The sequence below is a fragment of the Agarivorans sp. QJM3NY_29 genome, from assembly GCF_050870835.2.
Lineage (GTDB): Bacteria > Pseudomonadota > Gammaproteobacteria > Enterobacterales > Celerinatantimonadaceae > Agarivorans.
Genome location: NZ_CP194036.2, coordinates 2,299,825 through 2,319,021, shown reverse-complemented (window position 1 = coordinate 2,319,021; position 19,197 = coordinate 2,299,825). Strand labels below are relative to the sequence as shown.

Annotated in this window: 22 protein-coding genes and 6 tRNA genes; 6 read left to right on the top strand and 22 right to left on the bottom strand. The window is 43.7% G+C overall.

Annotation, left to right across the window (positions count from 1 at the left end; all coding sequences use genetic code 11):
* Window positions 1-110: 110 nt before the first annotated feature.
* From nadA to ACRRS0_RS10605, 17 genes are all read right to left on the bottom strand, one after another.
* The gene (gene nadA / locus ACRRS0_RS10685) at window positions 111-1,169 is read right to left on the bottom strand and encodes a quinolinate synthase NadA (RefSeq protein WP_432453231.1); all 1,059 of its coding nucleotides are present in this window, start codon (window positions 1,167-1,169) and stop codon (window positions 111-113) included.
* A 117-nt stretch (window positions 1,170-1,286) separates the two neighbouring features.
* A tRNA-Lys gene (locus tag ACRRS0_RS10680) sits at window positions 1,287-1,362 on the bottom strand.
* Window positions 1,363-1,385: 23 nt separating this feature from the next.
* A tRNA-Lys gene (locus tag ACRRS0_RS10675) sits at window positions 1,386-1,461 on the bottom strand.
* Between the two features lie 35 nt (window positions 1,462-1,496).
* A tRNA-Lys gene (locus ACRRS0_RS10670) sits at window positions 1,497-1,572 on the bottom strand.
* A 17-nt stretch (window positions 1,573-1,589) separates the two neighbouring features.
* Window positions 1,590-1,665: transfer RNA gene (locus ACRRS0_RS10665), tRNA-Lys, on the bottom strand.
* A 19-nt stretch (window positions 1,666-1,684) separates the two neighbouring features.
* Window positions 1,685-1,760: transfer RNA gene (locus ACRRS0_RS10660), tRNA-Lys, on the bottom strand.
* A gap of 30 nt (window positions 1,761-1,790) precedes the next feature.
* Window positions 1,791-1,866: transfer RNA gene (locus tag ACRRS0_RS10655), tRNA-Lys, on the bottom strand.
* Between the two features lie 197 nt (window positions 1,867-2,063).
* On the bottom strand, window positions 2,064-2,825 hold the full coding sequence (gene ybgF / locus ACRRS0_RS10650) for a tol-pal system protein YbgF (RefSeq protein WP_432453232.1): 762 nt from the start codon (window positions 2,823-2,825) through the stop codon (window positions 2,064-2,066).
* Between the two features lie 25 nt (window positions 2,826-2,850).
* Window positions 2,851-3,408 (bottom strand): peptidoglycan-associated lipoprotein Pal, encoded by a 558-nt coding sequence (pal, locus tag ACRRS0_RS10645; protein ID WP_432453233.1) that lies wholly within the window; start codon window positions 3,406-3,408, stop codon window positions 2,851-2,853.
* Between the two features lie 30 nt (window positions 3,409-3,438).
* Complete coding sequence (gene tolB / locus ACRRS0_RS10640; RefSeq protein WP_432453234.1) at window positions 3,439-4,788, bottom strand: Tol-Pal system beta propeller repeat protein TolB; 1,350 nt, start codon at window positions 4,786-4,788, stop codon at window positions 3,439-3,441.
* A complete protein-coding gene (gene tolA / locus ACRRS0_RS10635; RefSeq protein WP_432453235.1) occupies window positions 4,788-5,852 on the bottom strand; it encodes a cell envelope integrity protein TolA in 1,065 nt (354 codons plus the stop codon). Before tolA ends, tolB begins: the two co-directional genes overlap by 1 nt.
* Before the next feature lie 13 nt (window positions 5,853-5,865).
* The gene (gene tolR / locus ACRRS0_RS10630; RefSeq protein WP_432453236.1) at window positions 5,866-6,303 is read right to left on the bottom strand and encodes a protein TolR; all 438 of its coding nucleotides are present in this window, start codon (window positions 6,301-6,303) and stop codon (window positions 5,866-5,868) included.
* A gap of 8 nt (window positions 6,304-6,311) precedes the next feature.
* Window positions 6,312-6,995 carry a protein TolQ gene (gene tolQ / locus ACRRS0_RS10625; RefSeq protein ID WP_432453237.1) on the bottom strand — a complete coding sequence of 228 codons (684 nt, stop codon included), beginning with the start codon at window positions 6,993-6,995 and terminating at the stop codon, window positions 6,312-6,314.
* A complete protein-coding gene (ybgC, locus tag ACRRS0_RS10620) occupies window positions 6,985-7,383 on the bottom strand; it encodes a tol-pal system-associated acyl-CoA thioesterase (protein ID WP_432453238.1) in 399 nt (132 codons plus the stop codon). Before ybgC ends, tolQ begins: the two co-directional genes overlap by 11 nt.
* A gap of 173 nt (window positions 7,384-7,556) precedes the next feature.
* Window positions 7,557-8,564 carry a Holliday junction branch migration DNA helicase RuvB gene (gene ruvB / locus ACRRS0_RS10615; RefSeq protein WP_432453239.1) on the bottom strand — a complete coding sequence of 336 codons (1,008 nt, stop codon included), beginning with the start codon at window positions 8,562-8,564 and terminating at the stop codon, window positions 7,557-7,559.
* Between the two features lie 15 nt (window positions 8,565-8,579).
* Complete coding sequence (gene ruvA, locus ACRRS0_RS10610) at window positions 8,580-9,200, bottom strand: Holliday junction branch migration protein RuvA (RefSeq protein ID WP_432453240.1); 621 nt, start codon at window positions 9,198-9,200, stop codon at window positions 8,580-8,582.
* A 224-nt stretch (window positions 9,201-9,424) separates the two neighbouring features.
* The gene (locus tag ACRRS0_RS10605) at window positions 9,425-10,057 is read right to left on the bottom strand and encodes a TetR/AcrR family transcriptional regulator (RefSeq protein ID WP_432453241.1); all 633 of its coding nucleotides are present in this window, start codon (window positions 10,055-10,057) and stop codon (window positions 9,425-9,427) included.
* Between the two features lie 148 nt (window positions 10,058-10,205).
* Between ACRRS0_RS10605 and rssA the strand changes: the two genes are divergently transcribed.
* Complete coding sequence (gene rssA, locus ACRRS0_RS10600) at window positions 10,206-11,120, top strand: patatin-like phospholipase RssA (RefSeq protein ID WP_432453242.1); 915 nt, start codon at window positions 10,206-10,208, stop codon at window positions 11,118-11,120.
* 181 nt (window positions 11,121-11,301) lie between these two features.
* The gene (locus ACRRS0_RS10595; protein WP_432453243.1) at window positions 11,302-12,243 is read left to right on the top strand and encodes a YeiH family protein; all 942 of its coding nucleotides are present in this window, start codon (window positions 11,302-11,304) and stop codon (window positions 12,241-12,243) included.
* A 12-nt stretch (window positions 12,244-12,255) separates the two neighbouring features.
* Here the strand turns inward: ACRRS0_RS10595 and ACRRS0_RS10590 are convergent, their stop codons facing one another.
* Window positions 12,256-12,423: a hypothetical protein gene (locus tag ACRRS0_RS10590; protein WP_432453244.1), complete on the bottom strand. Its 168-nt coding sequence runs from the start codon at window positions 12,421-12,423 to the stop codon at window positions 12,256-12,258.
* A 181-nt stretch (window positions 12,424-12,604) separates the two neighbouring features.
* Between ACRRS0_RS10590 and ACRRS0_RS10585 the strand changes: the two genes are divergently transcribed.
* Window positions 12,605-13,048 (top strand): hypothetical protein, encoded by a 444-nt coding sequence (locus ACRRS0_RS10585; RefSeq protein WP_432453245.1) that lies wholly within the window; start codon window positions 12,605-12,607, stop codon window positions 13,046-13,048.
* Window positions 13,049-13,066: 18 nt separating this feature from the next.
* Here ACRRS0_RS10585 and ACRRS0_RS10580 read toward each other — a convergent pair whose 3' ends face one another.
* The 4 genes from ACRRS0_RS10580 to ACRRS0_RS10565 form a co-directional block, all read right to left on the bottom strand.
* A complete protein-coding gene (locus tag ACRRS0_RS10580; protein ID WP_432453246.1) occupies window positions 13,067-13,888 on the bottom strand; it encodes a lipase family protein in 822 nt (273 codons plus the stop codon).
* Between the two features lie 90 nt (window positions 13,889-13,978).
* Window positions 13,979-14,539 (bottom strand): hypothetical protein, encoded by a 561-nt coding sequence (locus tag ACRRS0_RS10575; RefSeq protein WP_432463263.1) that lies wholly within the window; start codon window positions 14,537-14,539, stop codon window positions 13,979-13,981.
* A gap of 57 nt (window positions 14,540-14,596) precedes the next feature.
* Window positions 14,597-15,340 carry an alpha/beta fold hydrolase gene (locus ACRRS0_RS10570; protein ID WP_432453248.1) on the bottom strand — a complete coding sequence of 248 codons (744 nt, stop codon included), beginning with the start codon at window positions 15,338-15,340 and terminating at the stop codon, window positions 14,597-14,599.
* 44 nt (window positions 15,341-15,384) lie between these two features.
* On the bottom strand, window positions 15,385-16,395 hold the full coding sequence (locus ACRRS0_RS10565; protein ID WP_432453249.1) for a DUF2817 domain-containing protein: 1,011 nt from the start codon (window positions 16,393-16,395) through the stop codon (window positions 15,385-15,387).
* A gap of 250 nt (window positions 16,396-16,645) precedes the next feature.
* On the opposite strand from ACRRS0_RS10565, the gene ACRRS0_RS10560 reads away from it, so the two are divergent.
* The 3 genes from ACRRS0_RS10560 to ACRRS0_RS10550 all read left to right on the top strand — a co-directional run bounded on the left by ACRRS0_RS10560 (window position 16,646) and on the right by ACRRS0_RS10550 (window position 19,194).
* Window positions 16,646-17,338 carry a sensor histidine kinase gene (locus ACRRS0_RS10560; RefSeq protein ID WP_432453250.1) on the top strand — a complete coding sequence of 231 codons (693 nt, stop codon included), beginning with the start codon at window positions 16,646-16,648 and terminating at the stop codon, window positions 17,336-17,338.
* A 33-nt stretch (window positions 17,339-17,371) separates the two neighbouring features.
* Window positions 17,372-18,139, top strand: coding sequence for a DNA repair protein (locus ACRRS0_RS10555; protein ID WP_432453251.1), 768 nt, complete (start codon window positions 17,372-17,374; stop codon window positions 18,137-18,139).
* Window positions 18,140-18,237: 98 nt separating this feature from the next.
* Entirely contained in the window at window positions 18,238-19,194 is a 957-nt protein-coding gene (locus ACRRS0_RS10550; protein ID WP_432453252.1) for a methylenetetrahydrofolate reductase, read from the top strand.
* Window positions 19,195-19,197 lie beyond the last annotated feature (3 nt).

Genomic DNA, 19,197 nt, shown 5'->3' with positions numbered 1-19,197 from the left:
GCTTTTAAGAATAAAGTTAAATTGGCATAACTAGCCACTGAATTCAATCCAGTGCACTAAAAGTAAAAAACCAGCTCTAAAGCTGGTTTTTTCAAGCAAAGCAACGCAGACTAAGCGTTACCTTTCACCTTTAATTGGTTACCTTTAGCAAAGTTGAGCATCCTGTTTAATGGGACCAACGCTTTATCAATCAAGGCATTGTCTACAAATACCTCTTTACCCTTTGCGTCTATTAAGGCCTCTTCGATGGCCTGCAAGCCATTCATAGCCATCCAGGGACAATGCGCACAAGAACGACAAGTCGCCCCATTGCCGCCAGTTGGCGCCTCAATCATCTCTTTATCTGGGCAAGCCTGTTGCATCTTGTAAAAGATGCCACGGTCGGTAGCAACAATTAACTTTTTATTCGGCAGCGTTTGAGCAGCCGCAATGAGCTGACTGGTCGAACCCACAGCATCAGCCATCGCAACTACGTTTTCTGGCGACTCAGGGTGAACCAAAATAGCCGCATCAGGAAACTGCTGCTTAAGCGCCCACAAGGCATTGGCCTTAAACTCTTCATGAACAATACAAGCGCCTTGCCAAAGTAACATATCGGCACCGGTTTGCTTCGCAACGTAGCCCCCCAAATGTTTATCAGGCGCCCAGATAATTTTATGCCCTTCGGCATCTAAATGTTCCACAACATCCACGGCAATGCTAGAAGTAACGACCCAGTCGGCCCGCGCTTTTACAGCTGCGGAAGTATTCGCATAAACGACAACCGTATGCTCTGGATGCTGGTCACAAAACGCAGAGAATTCTTTTTCTGGGCAGCCTAAATCCAAAGAGCAAGTGGCTTCTAAGGTCGGCATGATGACCTTTTTCTCTGGCGTTAAGATCTTGGCGGTTTCCCCCATAAAACGCACCCCCGCCACTAGCAAGGTTTTTGCTGGATGGTGATTACCGAATCGTGCCATTTCTAAAGAATCAGCAACGCAACCACCAGTCTCTTCGGCCAGGGCTTGGATTTCAGGATCGGTGTAATAATGAGCGATTAATACTGCATCTTGCTCAACTAACAACTGCTTTATACGTTGCTTATGGGCCGAACGCTGTTGCTCACTCAAAGGCTTGGGTTTAGGCGGAAAGGGGTAAATTGATTCGTTAAAATATTCGGGCTGCTGCATAACTACATCTGAGATAAAATAATTAGAGTATTATACACCGCAGAGAGTGCAGATGTCAGTCATTGGACTAAAGAATTAGATGAGGTAATAGAGTCATGATTTGTAATGATAAAATGATGGTGGGTTGTGAAGGATTTGAACCTTCGACCAATTGATTAAAAGTCAACTGCTCTACCAACTGAGCTAACAACCCATAATATTTGGTATTTACAGTGATGGTGGGTTGTGAAGGATTTGAACCTTCGACCAATTGATTAAAAGTCAACTGCTCTACCAACTGAGCTAACAACCCGTAACTGTAAATCACCTATTTGGAAACGAAAAGCGTGGTGGGTTGTGAAGGATTTGAACCTTCGACCAATTGATTAAAAGTCAACTGCTCTACCAACTGAGCTAACAACCCGTAACGTTTCAAAATAGTGGTGGGTCGTGAAGGATTTGAACCTTCGACCAATTGATTAAAAGTCAACTGCTCTACCAACTGAGCTAACGACCCACTAAAGTGGTAATAGATATGGTGGGTTGTGAAGGATTTGAACCTTCGACCAATTGATTAAAAGTCAACTGCTCTACCAACTGAGCTAACAACCCGTATACATCTACTACATTAAAGCTACAAAGTGGTGGGTTGTGAAGGATTTGAACCTTCGACCAATTGATTAAAAGTCAACTGCTCTACCAACTGAGCTAACAACCCGCTTTGAACTTCAGCTAAATCCGCCTCACTGCTGTGTTAGCAATTGACCCGACTCAACGGCGGCCTATGATACGGATTTAAGACTGTTGTGCAATAGTATTTTGAATCTTTTTTTCTAAGCGTTCAGCAAATAAGCAACCAGCTTCAACTTTGTACAGAATTTTGAATTTGCTAAAGTTTATTATTCAAAAACTGTACTAAAGTTGGCCTAATCGATTCTTCGCTAAACTCGCAGCACTACTATTAGGGTGCTCTTGGACCACTCGAGTAAACAATTTTTTGGCTTCATCATTATTTTTTTGAAACTGCGCAATGATACCCAATTTTAACAATGACTCAGCAACCTTATTAGATTTGGGATAATCGTTAACAACTTTAAGGAATTGCTGGGCGGCTTGCTCCCGTTGCCCACGAGTATATTGTAGCTGGCCTAACCAATAATGTGCATTCGGTGCATAGCCAGACTTAGGGAAATCCTGGATAAAAGCTTGAAAGGCCGGAATCGCTGCATCATAGTTTTTATCTTGCATCACTAGCGCCACGGCTGCGTCGTAAGCCTGATCTTCTCCAACCGCTGCAAGGGCAGCAGTAGTTGTGGCGGCAACTTTAGGCACGGCTGTTTGCAACTGAGCAAATCGACGGTCTAACTCTTGGTAGAGTTCACGTTGACGTTCAGTAATTTGTTCAATCTGATAGTTACTCTGTTCTAGCTGACCAACCATGGTTGACATGCTATTGGACAGCTCATCGACCTGACTTTGTAGTTCTAACTGGACCTGATTTCTAGCCTGCAACATCCTTTCCAAGCGTTCGACCCTTTGCTCAAGGCTTAGTTGACTACTGGGAGAATTTAAAGAAACAGCGGTTCTATTACCCGCCTCTTCGACTGGCGCAGCGGCATTAACACTGGCTGCTAATAAAACGGCCACTGTAGTAGCCGTAATCATTTTAAGTTTCATAGCTCACTCTACACTTGTAAGTTTATTAATAAACTAACACCGCGCGGCGATTTTTAGCCATCGCTACTTCGGTGTGTGAATTATCAACGGTTTTCTCTTCACCATAACTAACAATAGAAATTTGCGAGGCTAAGACACCTAAGCTTTGTAAATACTTCGAGACCGCTTTACCACGACGCTCACCCAAAGCAATATTATATTCAGGCGTCCCTTTTTCATCGGTATGGCCTTCAATTAACACCGTTACCGAAGGATTATCACGCAGATAGCTAGCGTGCGCTTCTAATATTTCGGCAAACTCTTCTCGAATATCGGTTCGGTCAAACTCAAAGTAAACGATTTGACTCTGACGTAACTCAGCAGCCTTGAGACGCTCTTGCTCGTCGGCACTAAGTACTGGGTCAACTGAACCCATTTCTACGCCGCCAGCTGCTTCGGTGCCAGTGATTTCCATTGAGGAATCTCCGCCAGCCTTGCCTTGTTCATTTAAATCACTATCGCTACTACGGGTAGAACTACAAGCGGCTAAGCCAGTGAGTACCACACCTAAAAATAGAGTTTTAGCTAACTTTTCAAATTGCATTATGGATCCCTTATGATCAGATTTAGTTATTTAGTTTAAAAATGGCGACCAAGCTGGTGCGCGAACACTGCCCTCTTTTGCTGGTAGCGTCGCTTTAAATCTTCCATCCATAGAAACCAAAGCCAATACTTGGCGACCATTGGCCACGGTACTGTACATAATCATACTGCCGTTCGGTGCAATGGTTGGCGATTCATCTAATTGAGTACGGGTTAATACTTGTACATAACCGGTATCAAAATCTTGTCGGCTAATGCGATATTGGCCATTTACACGGCTCACCATTACCAACGCGGAGCCATCGGGTGTCACCGCCCCACCTAAGTTCATTTCGCCTTCCCAGGTCACCCGACTAATTTTATTTGTATTCAAATTAGCTCGATAGATTTGCGGTTTACCACCACGCTCGGAAGAAAACAGCAATTCATGTCCAGATGGTAACCAGCTAGGTTCGGTATCAATCCGACGACTTTTAGTGATCCGTTTAAGTTGCTTAGTGGCGACATCCATCACATAGATATCTGGCTGGCCATCCTTGGATAATACCAATGCAATTTGACGTCCATCTGGCGACCAATCGGGCGCACCATTAATGCCACTAAAAGCACTCAACTTAGTGCGTTGCGAGGTATAAATATCCTGAATATAGATTTCTGCACTGCGATTTTCAAAACTAACATAAGCAAGCTTTTCACCATCAGGAGACCACGCCGGAGACATCAGTGGCTCTTGTGAGCGAAGTAAAGTCTTTTCGTTATAACCGTCATAATCTGCAATACGAAGTTGATATGGATAGTTAGCATCGGCATTCACAACTACATAAGCAATTCGGGTTAAAAATGCCCCTCTTTCACCAGTCAAAGATTTATAAACACCATCGGAAATTAAATGGGCCATCTGTCGTAACTGAGCTTTCCCTACGCTTTTATATCGATCGAGCAGCACATGATCCTGGCTGGTGACTAATTGACCGTCTTTAAGTTGTTGCTTATTGCCGGCACTCACCTGCCCACGCAGTACATCGACTAAGGCATAATTAACCTTATAAGTGCCATCAGCCAAGGCTTCTATTTTACCGGTCAATACCGCTTCTACGCCAAGCGCTGCCCACGCTTGATAGTCAATCTGTTCCACTGATTGCGGAGTTTGCGGCATCTGGCTAATCGCCACAGGATTAAACTTACCGCTGCGGCGTAAATCATCGGCAACAACCTTCGCTAAGTTCAAAGGTGCTTCGCCGTGTCCTTGCCAAACAAAAGGGACCACGCCTACCGGACGGGCACTGTCGACCCCTTCGGTAATGACAATTTCTAGGTTAGCTTGAGCTAGATTTGAAAAGACAAACCATAGGCAAACGCCCGTTAACAGTTTTTTAATCATCACAGCTGTTCCGGTTTTAAAGTTAAAGTAATGGTTTTAAGTTTGGCAAAAACATCCGGGTCTTTAGAAACCGGTAAAGTCATTGCCTTTTTTATCGCTCGACGAGCCGACTCACACACCGCTTTATCTCCACGCCCTTCGCTGGTTTTTGTCACAAAACCATTGGTGGCTAAGTGAATGTCAATACGACATTGCTTGCCAGACATACTTGGATCGGTGAGCCAGTTTCGTTGAATTGTCGACATAATCATGGCTTTGTATTTATCCACTTCACTTAATACTTGTCGTTGACGTCGTACATTCGTTTCGGCCGCCATCTCTGTTTGTAATTGCTTTTCAAATTCAGCTTCTTGACGAGCGATTTCGGCTTTACGTTGACGCTCAGCCTCGGCCTTCGCGGCTTTCTCTGCAGCCAATTTAGCTTCCTTCTCTTTTTGCTTACGAGCCAACTCAGCTTTGCGCGCTGCCTGTTCAGCTTTTTGGGCTGCTATTTCGGCTTGCCGTTGCTGTTCAAGCTTACGAGTTCGCTCTGCTTCTGCGGCTGCAGCTGCGGCTTCAGCTTTCTGCTGTTGCTCAACCTTACGAACCCGCTCCGCCTCTGCTTTGGCTGCTGCCGCCTCCGCCAACTTGCGCTGTTGTTCCTGTTTGACCCGTTCGGCTTCAGCTTGCTTGGCTCGCTGTTGTTCTAACTTTTGTTTTTCTTGAGCACGACGCGCCTGCTCATCAGCTTTTTTCTTGGCTTGTTCATGTTGGCGCTTTTCTAATTCCAACTGCTTAATCCGTTTTTCTTCGGACAAACGTTTCTTACGGGCCAATTCCGCTTGTTTCTCTGCTTGAGCAACTCGCTGTTTCTCTTTGTCTGTTACGGCCTTTTGCTGTTGCTTTAAACGTTCAACTTGCTGGCTTATCTGTTTCGCATCAATCGCGGTAGCCTTAATAATCGGAGCGCTGGGCGTTGCTTCGAGCTTAACGCGCTCAAAATCAACTGACCACACTAACGCAATAAACAACAAAGCATGCAGTAAAATGGAAATAACAACCGACAGGCTAAATGGCGATTTCAATGCTAATCCTAATTTAGTTGTTTTCAGGTTGGGTCATAAGGCCAACCGATGGTACACCTGCATTTTGCAGCAGTACCATTAAATTGATGATTTGCTCATAACGAACGTTCTTATCCCCGCGAACCACTACTGGTATTTTAGGGTCAAGCTGTAAATGCGCCATTACCAAGGCTTGCAGATCATCGCCCGACAAAACTTCAGTAGCTGATTGAGAGTCATTCCCCGTATCTAAGTAATATTGCCCACTTTCAGTGACCGTCGCCACTAGCGGCGGTTTACTATCTTCTGGCAAAGCCTCGGCACTCGCTTGTGGCAAATCAACTTTGACCCCTTGGGTAATCAAAGGCGCTGTCACCATAAAAATAATCAATAGCACCAACATCACATCGATATAAGGTACCACGTTGATTTCAGCAACCAAGCGGCGCTTGGGGCGTTGGTAATAATTCACGACGCCTCCTAATTTGTACCACTGTGGGTTTGGCGATGCAGAATACTTGAAAACTCTTCCATAAAGTTGGCGTAATTATGTTCTAACTTACCAACGCCCGTAGAAAAACGGTTAAAAGCGATCACAGCAGGGATCGCCGCAAACAATCCCATCGCAGTTGCAATCAGTGCTTCGGCAATCCCGGGAGCAACCATATTTAAACTGGCTTGCTGAACTTCTCCCAGAGCGATAAAAGCATTCATAATCCCCCACACCGTACCAAATAAGCCAATATAGGGGCTAATAGAACCAATCGTTGCCAACATCGGCAACTGATTCTCTAAAGCCTCGACTTCGCGGGACAAGGAGACTCGCATGCTCCGATAAGTACCATCCATCACCGCATCGGGACTTCGATTTCCTGATTTATGTAGACGAACATACTCTCTAAAACCAGAATGAAATATCTGTTCCATACCTTGCAGATGCTCGGCTCTAGCATTACTTTCTTGATAGAGCTTATTGAGGTCAATGCCAGACCAAAATTTCTTTTCGAAACTATCACTGGCAGTTTTTGCCGACTTCAAGATTTTATTACGATTAATAATCATCGCCCAAGAATAAACCGACATGCTCAATAGCAGCAGCATGACAAATTTAACCAGTAAGCTCGCCTGCCAAAACAAGCCAATAAATGACATATCAGAATGCACCGAGTAAATCCTCTTTTAATTGATCGGGAATGGCCGTGGCCTTCATTGACGACAATGTGACGCAAGCAACGGTAACCATTCCATGGGCAATAACTTGTTGGTCAGCATTTTTAATCGTTTGCTCAAACACCATGCTGGCTCGTTTCATATTTTCAATACGAGTTTCAACCGTGAGTACTTGATTAAAACGAGCTGGTAGTTTGTAGTCAATTTGCAGCGCTCGAACCACAAAACATAGATCTTGCGCCATCAAACGGTCTTGTTCGTAACCTAATTCTCGCAACCATTCGGTACGACCTCGTTCGAAATACTTAATATGATTTGCGTGATAAACAACCCCACCCGCATCAGTATCTTCGTAATACACTCGAACCCTTAAAACCGACATTACACCTACCTAAGTATTTCAATTAGAAAATACTATACACAGGCAAGTGCTTAAGGTTAAGACTCAAACCATTTAATTTGAACAATTGCGATACAAATTTCGGCCAACGGCTTAAAAATGAACACATTAAGCCGTTTTATTGACTTGCCTGTCGCCGATAAACGACAGCATTTCTAACGTTTAGGTAAATCTAAACCAAGGTGCAAATAGGCACGGTCGCTGGCGATCCGTCCGCGAGGAGTACGTTGCAGATAACCCTGTTGAATTAAGAAAGGTTCAAGTACATCTTCAATGGTTTCTTTATCTTCACCGATAGCTGCGGCTAAGTTATCTAAGCCAACAGGGCCACCGCCAAAAGTATCAGTAATGGCAAGCAACAATTTGGTATCCATATAATCAAAGCCAGCACTATCGACACTAAGCAAATCCAAAGCTTGTGCTGCGATTTCTTGAGTGACTTTGCCATCAAATTTTACATCGGCAAAATCTCTAACCCGACGTAACAGGCGATTCGCGATCCGCGGCGTACCACGTGAGCGACGAGCCACTTCCCAAGCACCCGCTTCATCCAAGGTTAAATTCAAATAATGAGCGCTGCGCTTCACAATATCAGCCAAATCATCAGTTTTATAAAACTCTAAGCGTTGCACAATCCCAAAACGATCTCTAAGTGGTGAGGTTAACATTCCCGCTCGAGTGGTTGCACCAATTAAGGTGAACGGCGGCAAATCAAGTTTGATAGAACGCGCGGCTGGCCCCTCACCAATCATAATATCCAACTGATAATCTTCCATTGCCGGATAAAGGATCTCTTCAACAACTGCACTTAAACGATGAATCTCGTCGATAAATAACACATCGCCAGGTTCTAAATTAGTTAACAGTGCCGCTAAGTCTCCCGCTTTTTCAAGCACTGGGCCGGAAGTGGTTTTAATATTCACTTCAAGTTCGTTCGCCACAATATTCGCAAGCGTCGTTTTGCCCAAACCTGGCGGGCCAAAAATCAATAAATGATCCAAGGCATCTTCACGGCGGCGCGTGGCTTCAATAAAGATTTCCAATTGCTCAACAACCGCCTGTTGGCCGGTATAATCACCTAAGCGTTTTGGCCGAATAGCCCGATCGACGGTTTCTTCTTCTGCAACGGGCAAGGCTGCTACCAAACGATCTGCTTCTATCATCTTTTGAACCTTAAATTATAATGCAGCCTTAAGGGCTTCACGGATCAACTGTTCACTGCTCATACCCGACTGCCATACTAGCTTCACGAGTTTTTCAGCTTGAACGCCTTTATAACCCAGCGATTCTAAGGCTGCAACGGCTTCTTCTTTGGGATCGGTAGCAGGACTCAGCGGTAGATCGCCATTGGCTGTAATACCATCGCTTAATGGCGTAGCTGGTGGTTCTGCATGCCAGTTTTTCAAACGATCTTTCATCTCGACCAATAGCCGTTCAGCCGTCTTTTTGCCGATCCCAGGAACTTTTACCAAGCTGGATAAATCTTCATGTTTTACCGCATAGACAAATTGTTCACAGCTGAGTCCTGACAAGATGGCCAGCGCCACTTTTGGACCTATTCCATTCACCTTAATCAACTCGCGAAACAAGGCGCGCGAAGATTTATCATGAAAACCATAAAGCAACTGAGCATCTTCACGAACAATAAAATGGGTCAGTAAACGCACTGGCTCGCCCAATTCGGGCAATTGATAGAAGCAATTCATGGGTAACTGGATCTCGTAACCCACGCCAGCTACGTCGACTAACACAAAAGGCGGTACTTTTTCTTCTAAAATACCTTTGATAGTGGCTATCACTAAGATGACTCCGTCTAAATACAATACCAGCTAACTCACCTGAGTAAGTCAATCATAAAGCTGGCACACTACGCTGATAAATTGAAGCTAGCTTAACTCAAAGACTGGATATTTATCCAGTCTTTCTCCGTATTCGAAGCGGATTTTGCGCAAAACGATTCATAAATAGCGGCTTAAAATCAAAGTAGCACAGAACTTAACCACGATAGCGACTCAGGTATCTATTAATTTTTAAACAGTCCACGAGCCAACAAAGCAATGTTATGTTCTGCCAGTTTCAATAATTTATCTTTTGGCAGACTAATGTGATTGGCCTGCAATAAACGCTCCGGGATCAAAAACGGAAAGACCATTAAACTCATAAAGCTCAACTGAGCTAATTCAGCATCAACCCCTTCCGCGAAAGAGCCCTCTGCCGCTAAACGTTGAAATAGGCCCTTCCCCAACAAACGGCCAAGATTTTGCAAAATTAAATTCAATTGCTCGAGACTTTCATGGTTGCCGGGCATACTTGCCAACTGAAAGATTAGCTTCGGAAAATGAGGATTATCGGCCATCGTTTGATAATAAATACGCATTAAGTCATTTAAGCTGCGGCTGCCTAGCTGCGCCGTAACCTGCTGTAAAGTAGCAAACACCGGACTGGATACCGAGCTTAGCATTTCGCCAAATAGACCGGCCTTAGATCCGAAATAGTAAGCAATTAAGGCAGGATCTAATTGCGCCTGCTTACCAATCATCCTCAACGACACTCGGTCATAGTCCAACTCAATAAATAACGCTGTTGCCACCTCTAATAACCGTTGCCGGGCTTGACTCTCACCTTTCGGTCGACCGACTTTATTTTTTGAATTCATTACTTTTTCCTATTCATCAGCTATAGAATAGTTTACTGAATAGCTACACAAATCACCTCATATATTGGCACAATTAACTCAATATAAAACGGTGAAAACGACTTGTTTCGCGTCATTAATATGTGCATCACCCCCGAGGAGGTAGTCCATGGCCAAACGAAAAGACAGAGTGATCGGCTTAGCACTTGGCAGTGGAGCCGCCAGAGGATGGGCTCACTTAGGCGTAATTTTGGCATTACGTGAGATGGGGATCCGTCCCCACCTAGTCGCAGGCTGCTCCATTGGAGCCCTTGTTGGCGCGGCTTATGCGTGCCAACGTGTCGACCAATTAACCAACTGGGCGCTAGGATTATCTAGTTGGCAAGTATTCAACCTTATGGACTTTTCGTTCTATAAAGGGGGGCTATTAACTGGTGAAAAAGTGTTTAACGCCGCCGAGCAATATATTGGACGTAGCAATATTGAGCAATTAAGTATTCCCTTTGGTGCTATCGCAACAGAGTTGGGATCGGGGAAAGAAGTGTGGCTGCAGCAAGGCCGAGTCCGCGATGCGGTCCGCTCTTCCTGTGCCATGCCAGGCTTAATGGCTCCTTACCAGCTGAATAATCAATGGTTGGTGGATGGCGCTTTAGTCAATCCCGTTCCTGTTTCGCTATGCAGAGCCATGGGCGCCGATGTGGTGATTGCTGTCAACCTAAATAGTGACAAGTCTCACCTCAATAACTTCGACGATGAGCTTAAAGATAGCACTAGTGAACCCGACCAACCCTTCTTACGCTTATTGGGCGGAGGTAAAGAATTTTTAACATCAATGCTGGCAAGCATCAAACAGAATAATGATGATCGGTCACCGGGAATGATCGGCGTTATGTCGACCTCAATTAATATTATGCAAGAGCGCCTTACCCGGGCCCGTATGGCCGGCGATCCACCTGATATTTTGTTAAACCCTAAATTAGGTAGTATTAGTGTGATGGATTTCCACCGCGCCGAAGAAGCGATTCAAGAAGGACGGCGAGTCACCGAGTTACTACAACCACATATCGAAGAAGAATTGAGATAAAAACAGCTATATTGATCTAGGAATATTATTGATTACTTTAATCAATAATATTGATAACGACAAATTAACTTCTATTAAATCAATTATTAATGGTCAATTATTGCTTTTTTTCAGGTCTTAATTAGCCATTTAACTAAACCATCAGTGCTCTATAATAAAACTTCACAGTTAGGGGCACGTTATGCTGAACAAATTAAAACTTTTATCGACTAATGATTATCTATGTATTGCGGTTGCTTTATCAGTATTAACCCCTTGGGTAAATGGGCCGGGAGCGCTGATTATTGGTGCATGTTTAGCCAGTTTAGGCTTGACGCCAAACAACATAAATATCGGCATAGTCACCAAGCGTTTGTTAGCCATTTCCGTAGTTGGCCTTGGCTTTGGCATTTCTATCGAGCAAGCCATTGAATATACCCAAGCAGGCTTTGGTTTAATTGTTGGCTCTATCGCCTTTACCTTATGTTTAGGTTTTGTGGTCGCAAAGTTGCTAAAAGTAGAGCGAAAAACGGCTTATCTCATTTCTGTGGGTACCGCGATTTGTGGCGGTAGCGCAATTGCCGCGGTTTCTCCCGCGATAAAGGCCAACAGCAAGCAGATTTCCTTAGCCTTAGCCACCGTATTTATTCTCAACGCTTGTGCTTTATTTATCTTTCCACTGCTAGGACACTTACTTCACCTCAGCCAAGTCCAATTTGGTTACTGGGCGGCGATTGCCATTCATGATACGTCTTCTGTAGTCGGCGCTGCCGCAAGTTATGGAGACCAAGCCTTAAACGTTGCTACCACCGTCAAGCTGGCAAGAGCTCTATGGATCATTCCAGTGGCCTTAATTAGCGCGGTATTATTTAAAGAAAAAGACGGTAAGCTTTCGGTACCTTACTTCATTTTGTTTTATATCTTAGCAATGTTGGTCAGTAACTATGTGCCAATATTTGAGTCACTTTATCAAGGTTTATTTAAGGTATCGAAACAACTACTCGGGGTTTGTCTGTTTTTCATTGGTTATGGGCTTACCACAAAAAATATTCAAGCGGCTGGGATGAAACCCTTACTATTAGGCCTTAGCCTATGGTTTAGCATTGCTAGCGCATCATTACTGATTATCCTCGCTTATTATTAACATCGACGATGTTCAGCTTTCATGACTGGCTTTTTCATCCTTAGCTTTAAGCTTGCTAGCCAAAATCAACAGTAAGCTAAGGAAAGCCAAAGATTCAAAAATCAAACGCATCAACTCGCCACTAAAGACCGATAGTAATAAAAATAAAGGGATAAGTATCCACAACAGAGTCTGTAACATATTGGCTCCTCATTTAAGCAAGCTAAGCTTAAACCAATCAAAGGCCGTAACAAATTCCGAATATCCATAAGCTAGTTCACTCGGGTATAAGTGAGAGGCAGACGCAAAAAGTAACAAATATTAGACTTACATCACGTTTTTGTTAAAATCGTCAGCAATTATTGAAATTAATGGCAGAAACATGCTTCAAACATTGCTCTACAGAATACTATTTCCTTTCATCATCGTAATACTCGCTATTATCCTACTGATATTGGAAATGCAAAAAGTTACCCTTGCCGAATTTTATGGAAAGCAGCTTAGCCTTAAAGAATACCTCAATTGGTTTTCTACTCATCCCGTGAATACCATCGATGTACTCGAGGTATTGCGTGCACGACAACCCAATACTCACGGTGGCAATAGTAAAGACTGGTGTCCAAATATTCATTCTGAGAAGGGCTTTATTAGCATCAGCTATCTAGGTGACCAAGCGATTTGTTGTAGCTTAGGTAAGGGGCAACGTTACGTTTATTATAAAGAAAATGAACAAGAACTGACGATACTCTGTGGCCGCTGGCCTCGAACCGAGACCCTCACGATTAACAAAGCACAACTGAAGTCAGCGCGCGCTTATGCGAACTGATGGAATACTTTTTTGCAGTTAATGCTCGTCAAAATAATCTTTATTTCGAATATATTTACGCATGTAATGATAAGTAAAAGGCAACAGCATCCAGCTAATTAGCGACTTCGACATTCGATACCAAGTGGGCGTATTCTCATATATTTTCTCATCATGTAACCACAGCATCCTCCCGACATGCCAGTAAACAAAAGGCAAAGGAGGTAAGAAAGTCACAATATCTAAGTCACAACAGATTCGATAGGTTTTACGATGAAGTTTATAGTGACGCTTAAAATTCCACAGTCCGGTGGCTGGCTGACCGAAAGTTACCACCCGCTTCACTTTTTTGGGATATTTACGCTCTAAGCGATCGGCGACTAAAACCGCCATTGCACCGCCAGAGGAATGTCCCGTCAAAGTGATTTTTTTCCCTTGTGTCATCAGTGGCAATAATACTGACTCCAGACGCTGGTAGACACTGCACTTCTGTTTCCCTCGGTTTGGATCACAACTCATTTGCTCCAATAACTGTAAATAGCCCCAATGCACATGGTAGTAAACATGCTCAAACTGATAACGTCTGGGGATAAAAGCCAAATTAACCAGCCAATCTAATAGATTGGTAGAACCACGAAATACCACAATCACTTCACTCTTATCGGGTTTCCACAATACCCGCGTGGTTGAGCGTCCCCAACGGTCAAATATCTCTTGGTAACGATAATTATCCAACTGATCTTGCATCTTACCTAGCGCCGAAGGATAAGCCAGACGGCAAAGCACCGCATAACGTTCATACTGATAACGCTTTAGTTTTTTAAGCTTAAAGTTCGTTTCAAGTGCAAGTGAAGAGTCCAAACAGTAAATCCCGATAAAATGGTTCGCCTTATTGAACCACAGCTCTCGGTCTACAATATGACAGTTAGATGAAGCCCTTAATAAAAGGGCCTATTTATGCTCGTCTCGAGACATTTGAGCATAATAATCAAGCCAAAACTGCTGTGCTCGCTGGGGTTCGGGTAACACAGCTTGCCAGCGATAATCATTGGCAAATTTATGCAACACAAAAAAACTGAGCGCTTGACTGCCGCGGCCCTGATTGACTTCAAATTTTCCCCAGGCCGAAGCAAAAGTCGTTAATGGCGGAAATATCATCTGTAGCTCAGCTGTCGAACAAGCGAGCTCTGAGCTTGGAAAATCAACCATATAAGACAACTCAAGCCAGTTCTGAGTTTGACTAAGCTGTTGCAACTGCTGAGTAATGATTTGATCTAGGGTCAATTGCACTGCCACTAAACGACCGCTTAACTGCTGAAACGTATCAGACAAACAACTTGAACTAGTTGGTAAGGTGATCTTATAGCGACCATCTGCGGAGAGCTTAATTGACTGAGCCTGATCAATTGTCAAACTTAATAAAGGATAAGCACCTTCGATTACCTTTAGCGATAGCTGATTCGCGAAACCAAAAGGACTACACAACAAAAAAGCAATCATCCATTTCAACATCATCATTCCTTAGGCGTTGATATTCACAAGACATCTTAGTACAAGCTAGTTGAGCCGCTAGCTTGGGTCAACCAAACTTAACCAAGAGCTCAATTGATTCACCGTCCACTCCGCGTCATCTAGCGGTAAATCATGACCAGCACTTGGATGCTGCTTATGCTCACATTGCCAATGAGTCGCCAATACCTCACTACAACGGCAATCAACCAGCTTATCTTGGCGACTACTGAGGAGCAAAGTAGCCACTTTAGGTTTATCGGTACAACGAAACCGAGCGGCTGCCCAAAGCTGCCGCAAACTATTTTGCCAAGTCACCGGATACTGCTCTGACCAACTCAACCAACGCGCTAATACACCTAAATGTTGCATAGGGGCACAACTGGTTAACTGTAAAATTTTGAGCTGACGCTGGAAGCGATTAACCGTGAAAAGTATCGACAAAATCTTGCCCAAGCTTTGCCAACGCAAACGTTGATAAAAAGGAGAAAAGCTGGCGTTGCTAGAGTTAATCAAAGTTATTGAATTTATTTCTTCAGGGAAATGGGCTTGCCAGTCAACGGCAACCATCCCACCTAAAGAGATGGCGACAATATCAATCTTGTCGTTATTGAGCGAGCTTAAACGTAACTGTATACGCAAACTTTGACGCATCGCCGTAATAGAGCGAGGGCTGCGCAAGTGGACTAAATCACCATTCCCCGGAAGATTAAAACTCAACACCGTCCGGTTTGGAAACTGGGCTTGCAATTGTTCCGCAAAATCCCCCCAGTGACGACGTTCTCTGATCAAGCCTCGTAGCAATAATATAACCCTACCCGACCGACTTACAAGATGGTTTGATGATACTAGTACCACAGTTTCCTCGCTGCATGTTTCGCCGACGCCAAGCCGTCGACCTGATCGAAGCTTTGCCATGAATAACTCACATTAATTAAAAACTCCATCAGTACCAAGTGTCGCCGCATGACTCTTTGCACCCGATGCGGCTTCATTGGATGATACAAACCTAAACCACTAAAAACCTGCAAAGGGTTTTTCTTGAGCCATCGCCAAGATCCCATTTCTAAAGTAAGAGGAAGAAATATGCCGGGCCTTGATAAAGATTGCTGATAGCAATAATCCCAGAGATCACCGTGACACCGATAATGTTTGGTCTGCGGCTCAAACAAGTAATTCTGATGTGGGTAACTGGCAAAAAAAATTTCCCTTAGGCGATAAACCCAAGCAATATCATCGATAGGCTCAGCAGCTGATTTTGCATAGGGAAACCAGATCCTATCCGCATGACCAAAACCACTATGGCAATCGAGCACTAAGCTAAAAGGCCGTCCATATAAGTGCTGCTGAACAAATTGACACAAGGCCGCAGCCTCTTGCTGCATCGGTTGATTAACAGCACCACGATACCAAGGCAGGCGAGCACTTAAACGTTGCCCACCAACCATCCAAGTGGCGCCACACTCGGCGACTGCCGGAGAGTTTCGCATTAAGTCCACGCCCTCTGCGTTGGCTCGCCGCTGTAATAACATCCCCACTGGATTTACGATGGGAATAAATAACAATTGCATATGTGACAGCAAATTTTGCAACTGCTGATCCCAAGCCAAGCGAGTGAACAAATTATGCATAAAAGACAACACCACTTGGCTGCCAATACGCTCCACACCATGTACCCCAGCCACAAAACAAATCGCAGGGTCGCGTTTATTTTCGCTCCCTAAACGAATCGCCTGTACTGGATAATTAATACCTTGGTACGTTATCGAGCTAATCGTCTCCACCCGTAGCATACGTTGATGTTGAGCCAACAACGCTTGTAGTTGCTCCATCTCTGGAAAAAGAACTCGATTTAGCATCTTTATCTCTATCACGAAGGCTTGTGAATTACACTTAACCAACGGTGATGACAGCAAGATGACAATCATCCATGAAACCAAACTTTCGAAATTATTTAGCCACAAACTGTTCAGAACTAATACATCCAGAGTAAAACGTTTAATGAAGAGACCCAGCTTAAATAGACAATCTCTCCCTCATATGGATTCATTTTGGGATGCGGCTTGGTTTCAGTTACACTTGTATTGACAGCATAAAAAAGGAGCGACGATGCCGCTACACAACCAGCTAGATTTTTCGACCGTGTTAGCCACTGCCGTGCACGATATGAAAAATTCATTGTGTATGTTAACCCAATCCACCGAAGCGATCGCTCTTCGTTCCAAACAGTTGGGTCGCGAAGATAGTGAAGAGCTATCGCGACTTCATTATGAAGTATCGCGTTTAAATGGTAGTTTGATGCAGTTGTTGGCTTTATATCGCTTCGAAAAAGAACAAATGCCAATGACCATTGAGGAGTGTTATATCGAAGATCTACTCAATGACATTTATTACAAAAACCAAACCTTTATCGAGCAGGCTAATATGAGCGTGCAAATCGAAGTAGAAGAAGGTTTAAGTTGGTATCTCGACGGCGTATTGGTAGATTACCTACTTAATGATATTGTAGTAAACGCACTACGCTACTCTAAAAAACAAATTAAAATTTCAGCGAAACAAGCCGATAGCTACTTATGTATTCAAATTGATGATGACGGCGATGGATTTCCCCAAGAGATTATCGATTTGGCCCACGCTGAATTAGCACCAAGTTTAGACTTTTTAAATAATCGTAGTGGCTTAGGTTTGTTTTTTGCGAAATTGATCGCTAAAGCACACATAAATTCAGGTAAAGAAGGTAGAATTGAACTAAATAATGGAGGCTTACTTGAAGGCAGCCGTTTTAGCTTATATCTCCCGTAGAACAAACATTTAGGATATTTTTTCGGTTAAATTATGGTATTTACCTTAATATTGCTCGGCGTCGGCACCCTACTATTTTTAGTCATCGGCTATAACATGGTGCAGCAGTTTAAACAAAAACAAGAAACAGAACGTCGCTTAGCCATTGCGAAGCAAAAAGCGATCATCAATGAAACCGAAGAATTATTATTACATTCTTCCATTCTTCCCTACAGTAAAGAATTGGTGGAAACCCTACACTCTCGTATTTTACAAGCCTTAAACCATATCCGTACTACCGATCCAACAGTCAAGGGCTTGAACAATCGTATTCGCGCCACCAAAGGGCAATTAAGCCAAATCAAAGGTTCAGGTGGCGAGGTTAGCGATAGTGCCTTCCGAGCCCCAGATACCGATAAAGATGCTTTACAAATGCTTCAAATTGTTAAAAAAATTCGTGCAGTTGTTCGCTCAGAACACGCCAAGGGCCGTTTAAATACTCAAGTATTCGTCTTAGAAGATCGCCGATTAGAGTTAATGCAACTAAAAATTAATATCGAGAACGCCTTAAAACGCGCCATTGAAGCTCAAGCACTACGCCAATGGGGCAGCGCTCGCCAATTACTCAACAAAAGTATTTCCGCACTGAGTAACATTTCTGATCGCGACGCCTACTTAGAACAAAAGCTCACCGACATGAAACGGATGAATTCGGAAATGAGTGAGAAGCTCAAATCGGCCAGTCAACAACAAGTACAAGACTTAGCCGAAAAAGAAACGGACGAGCTTGACGTCTTATTCCAGCCCAAGAAAAAATGGTAGTTTGGGCGGATTTTTAACGCGATCTCTTTCGCAACTGGGGATTTTTAGCTTTCGCTATGCGAAAATGAACTCAATTATTCCTATAAGCTTTACATATCATGCGCAAAACACTGCAACAAATTTCTAGTGATAGCTCCCATGGCGTCTACTTTATTGGTACGACGCCGCCCAAAAAAAACACCGATATAGAAAAAGTCAGCGCGATTGCAGACAAATTATTATCTCGTCTTGATGAACTGGATTATGACGGTTTGATTGTTTATGACATTCAAGATGAGAGTAGTCGAATTGATAAGCCTAGACCCTTTCCTTACATGCAAACCCATGACCCAAGGCTATATGCACAATTATTAATGCAAAAAAGCCAACGTTCGGTAATCACTTATAAGAGTGTCTCACAACGAAATGAAACTGAGTTTGTAAACTGGCTAAAACAGGCCTGGCACCAATATGGAATTCGTGACTTAGTATTAGTAGGTAGCCCGGCAGCTAATTCGGAAATAAAGCTGAGCTTAGCGGACGCTTATCAAGCTTTAGCCAACCAAGCCCCAGAGTTTTACCTAGGCGGCGTGACCATTGCAGAGCGTCATGCGAAGAAAGGGGATGAACACCTAAGGTTACTGCACAAAATGGAACAAGGCTGCCGCTATTTTGTCTCACAAGCAGTGTATAACGCTCAAGCAACCATCGATATGTTAAGCCGCTATGCCCATCAATGTCGTGAAAACCAGCAGCAGCCACAGCGGATCATACTCACCTTTTCACCTTGCGGTAGTGCTAAAACCCTCGAGTTTATTGAATGGTTAGGGATTTCGGTTCCAGAAGCCACTAGTTTACGTATTCTCAATGCAGAAAAACCGCTAAACGAATCAATTTTAATTTGCTACAACAATCTGGTGCAGATCTTAGAAACCTGCTTGCCCTTAGGGATCCCCTTGGGTTTAAATATCGAGAGTCTCACCAACCGCAAAGAAGAAATTGATGCTTCGATCCTGCTCTACAAATTACTAAAAGCCACTATGGATAAGAAGCTAGCACAACAACAATTACGATGAAAT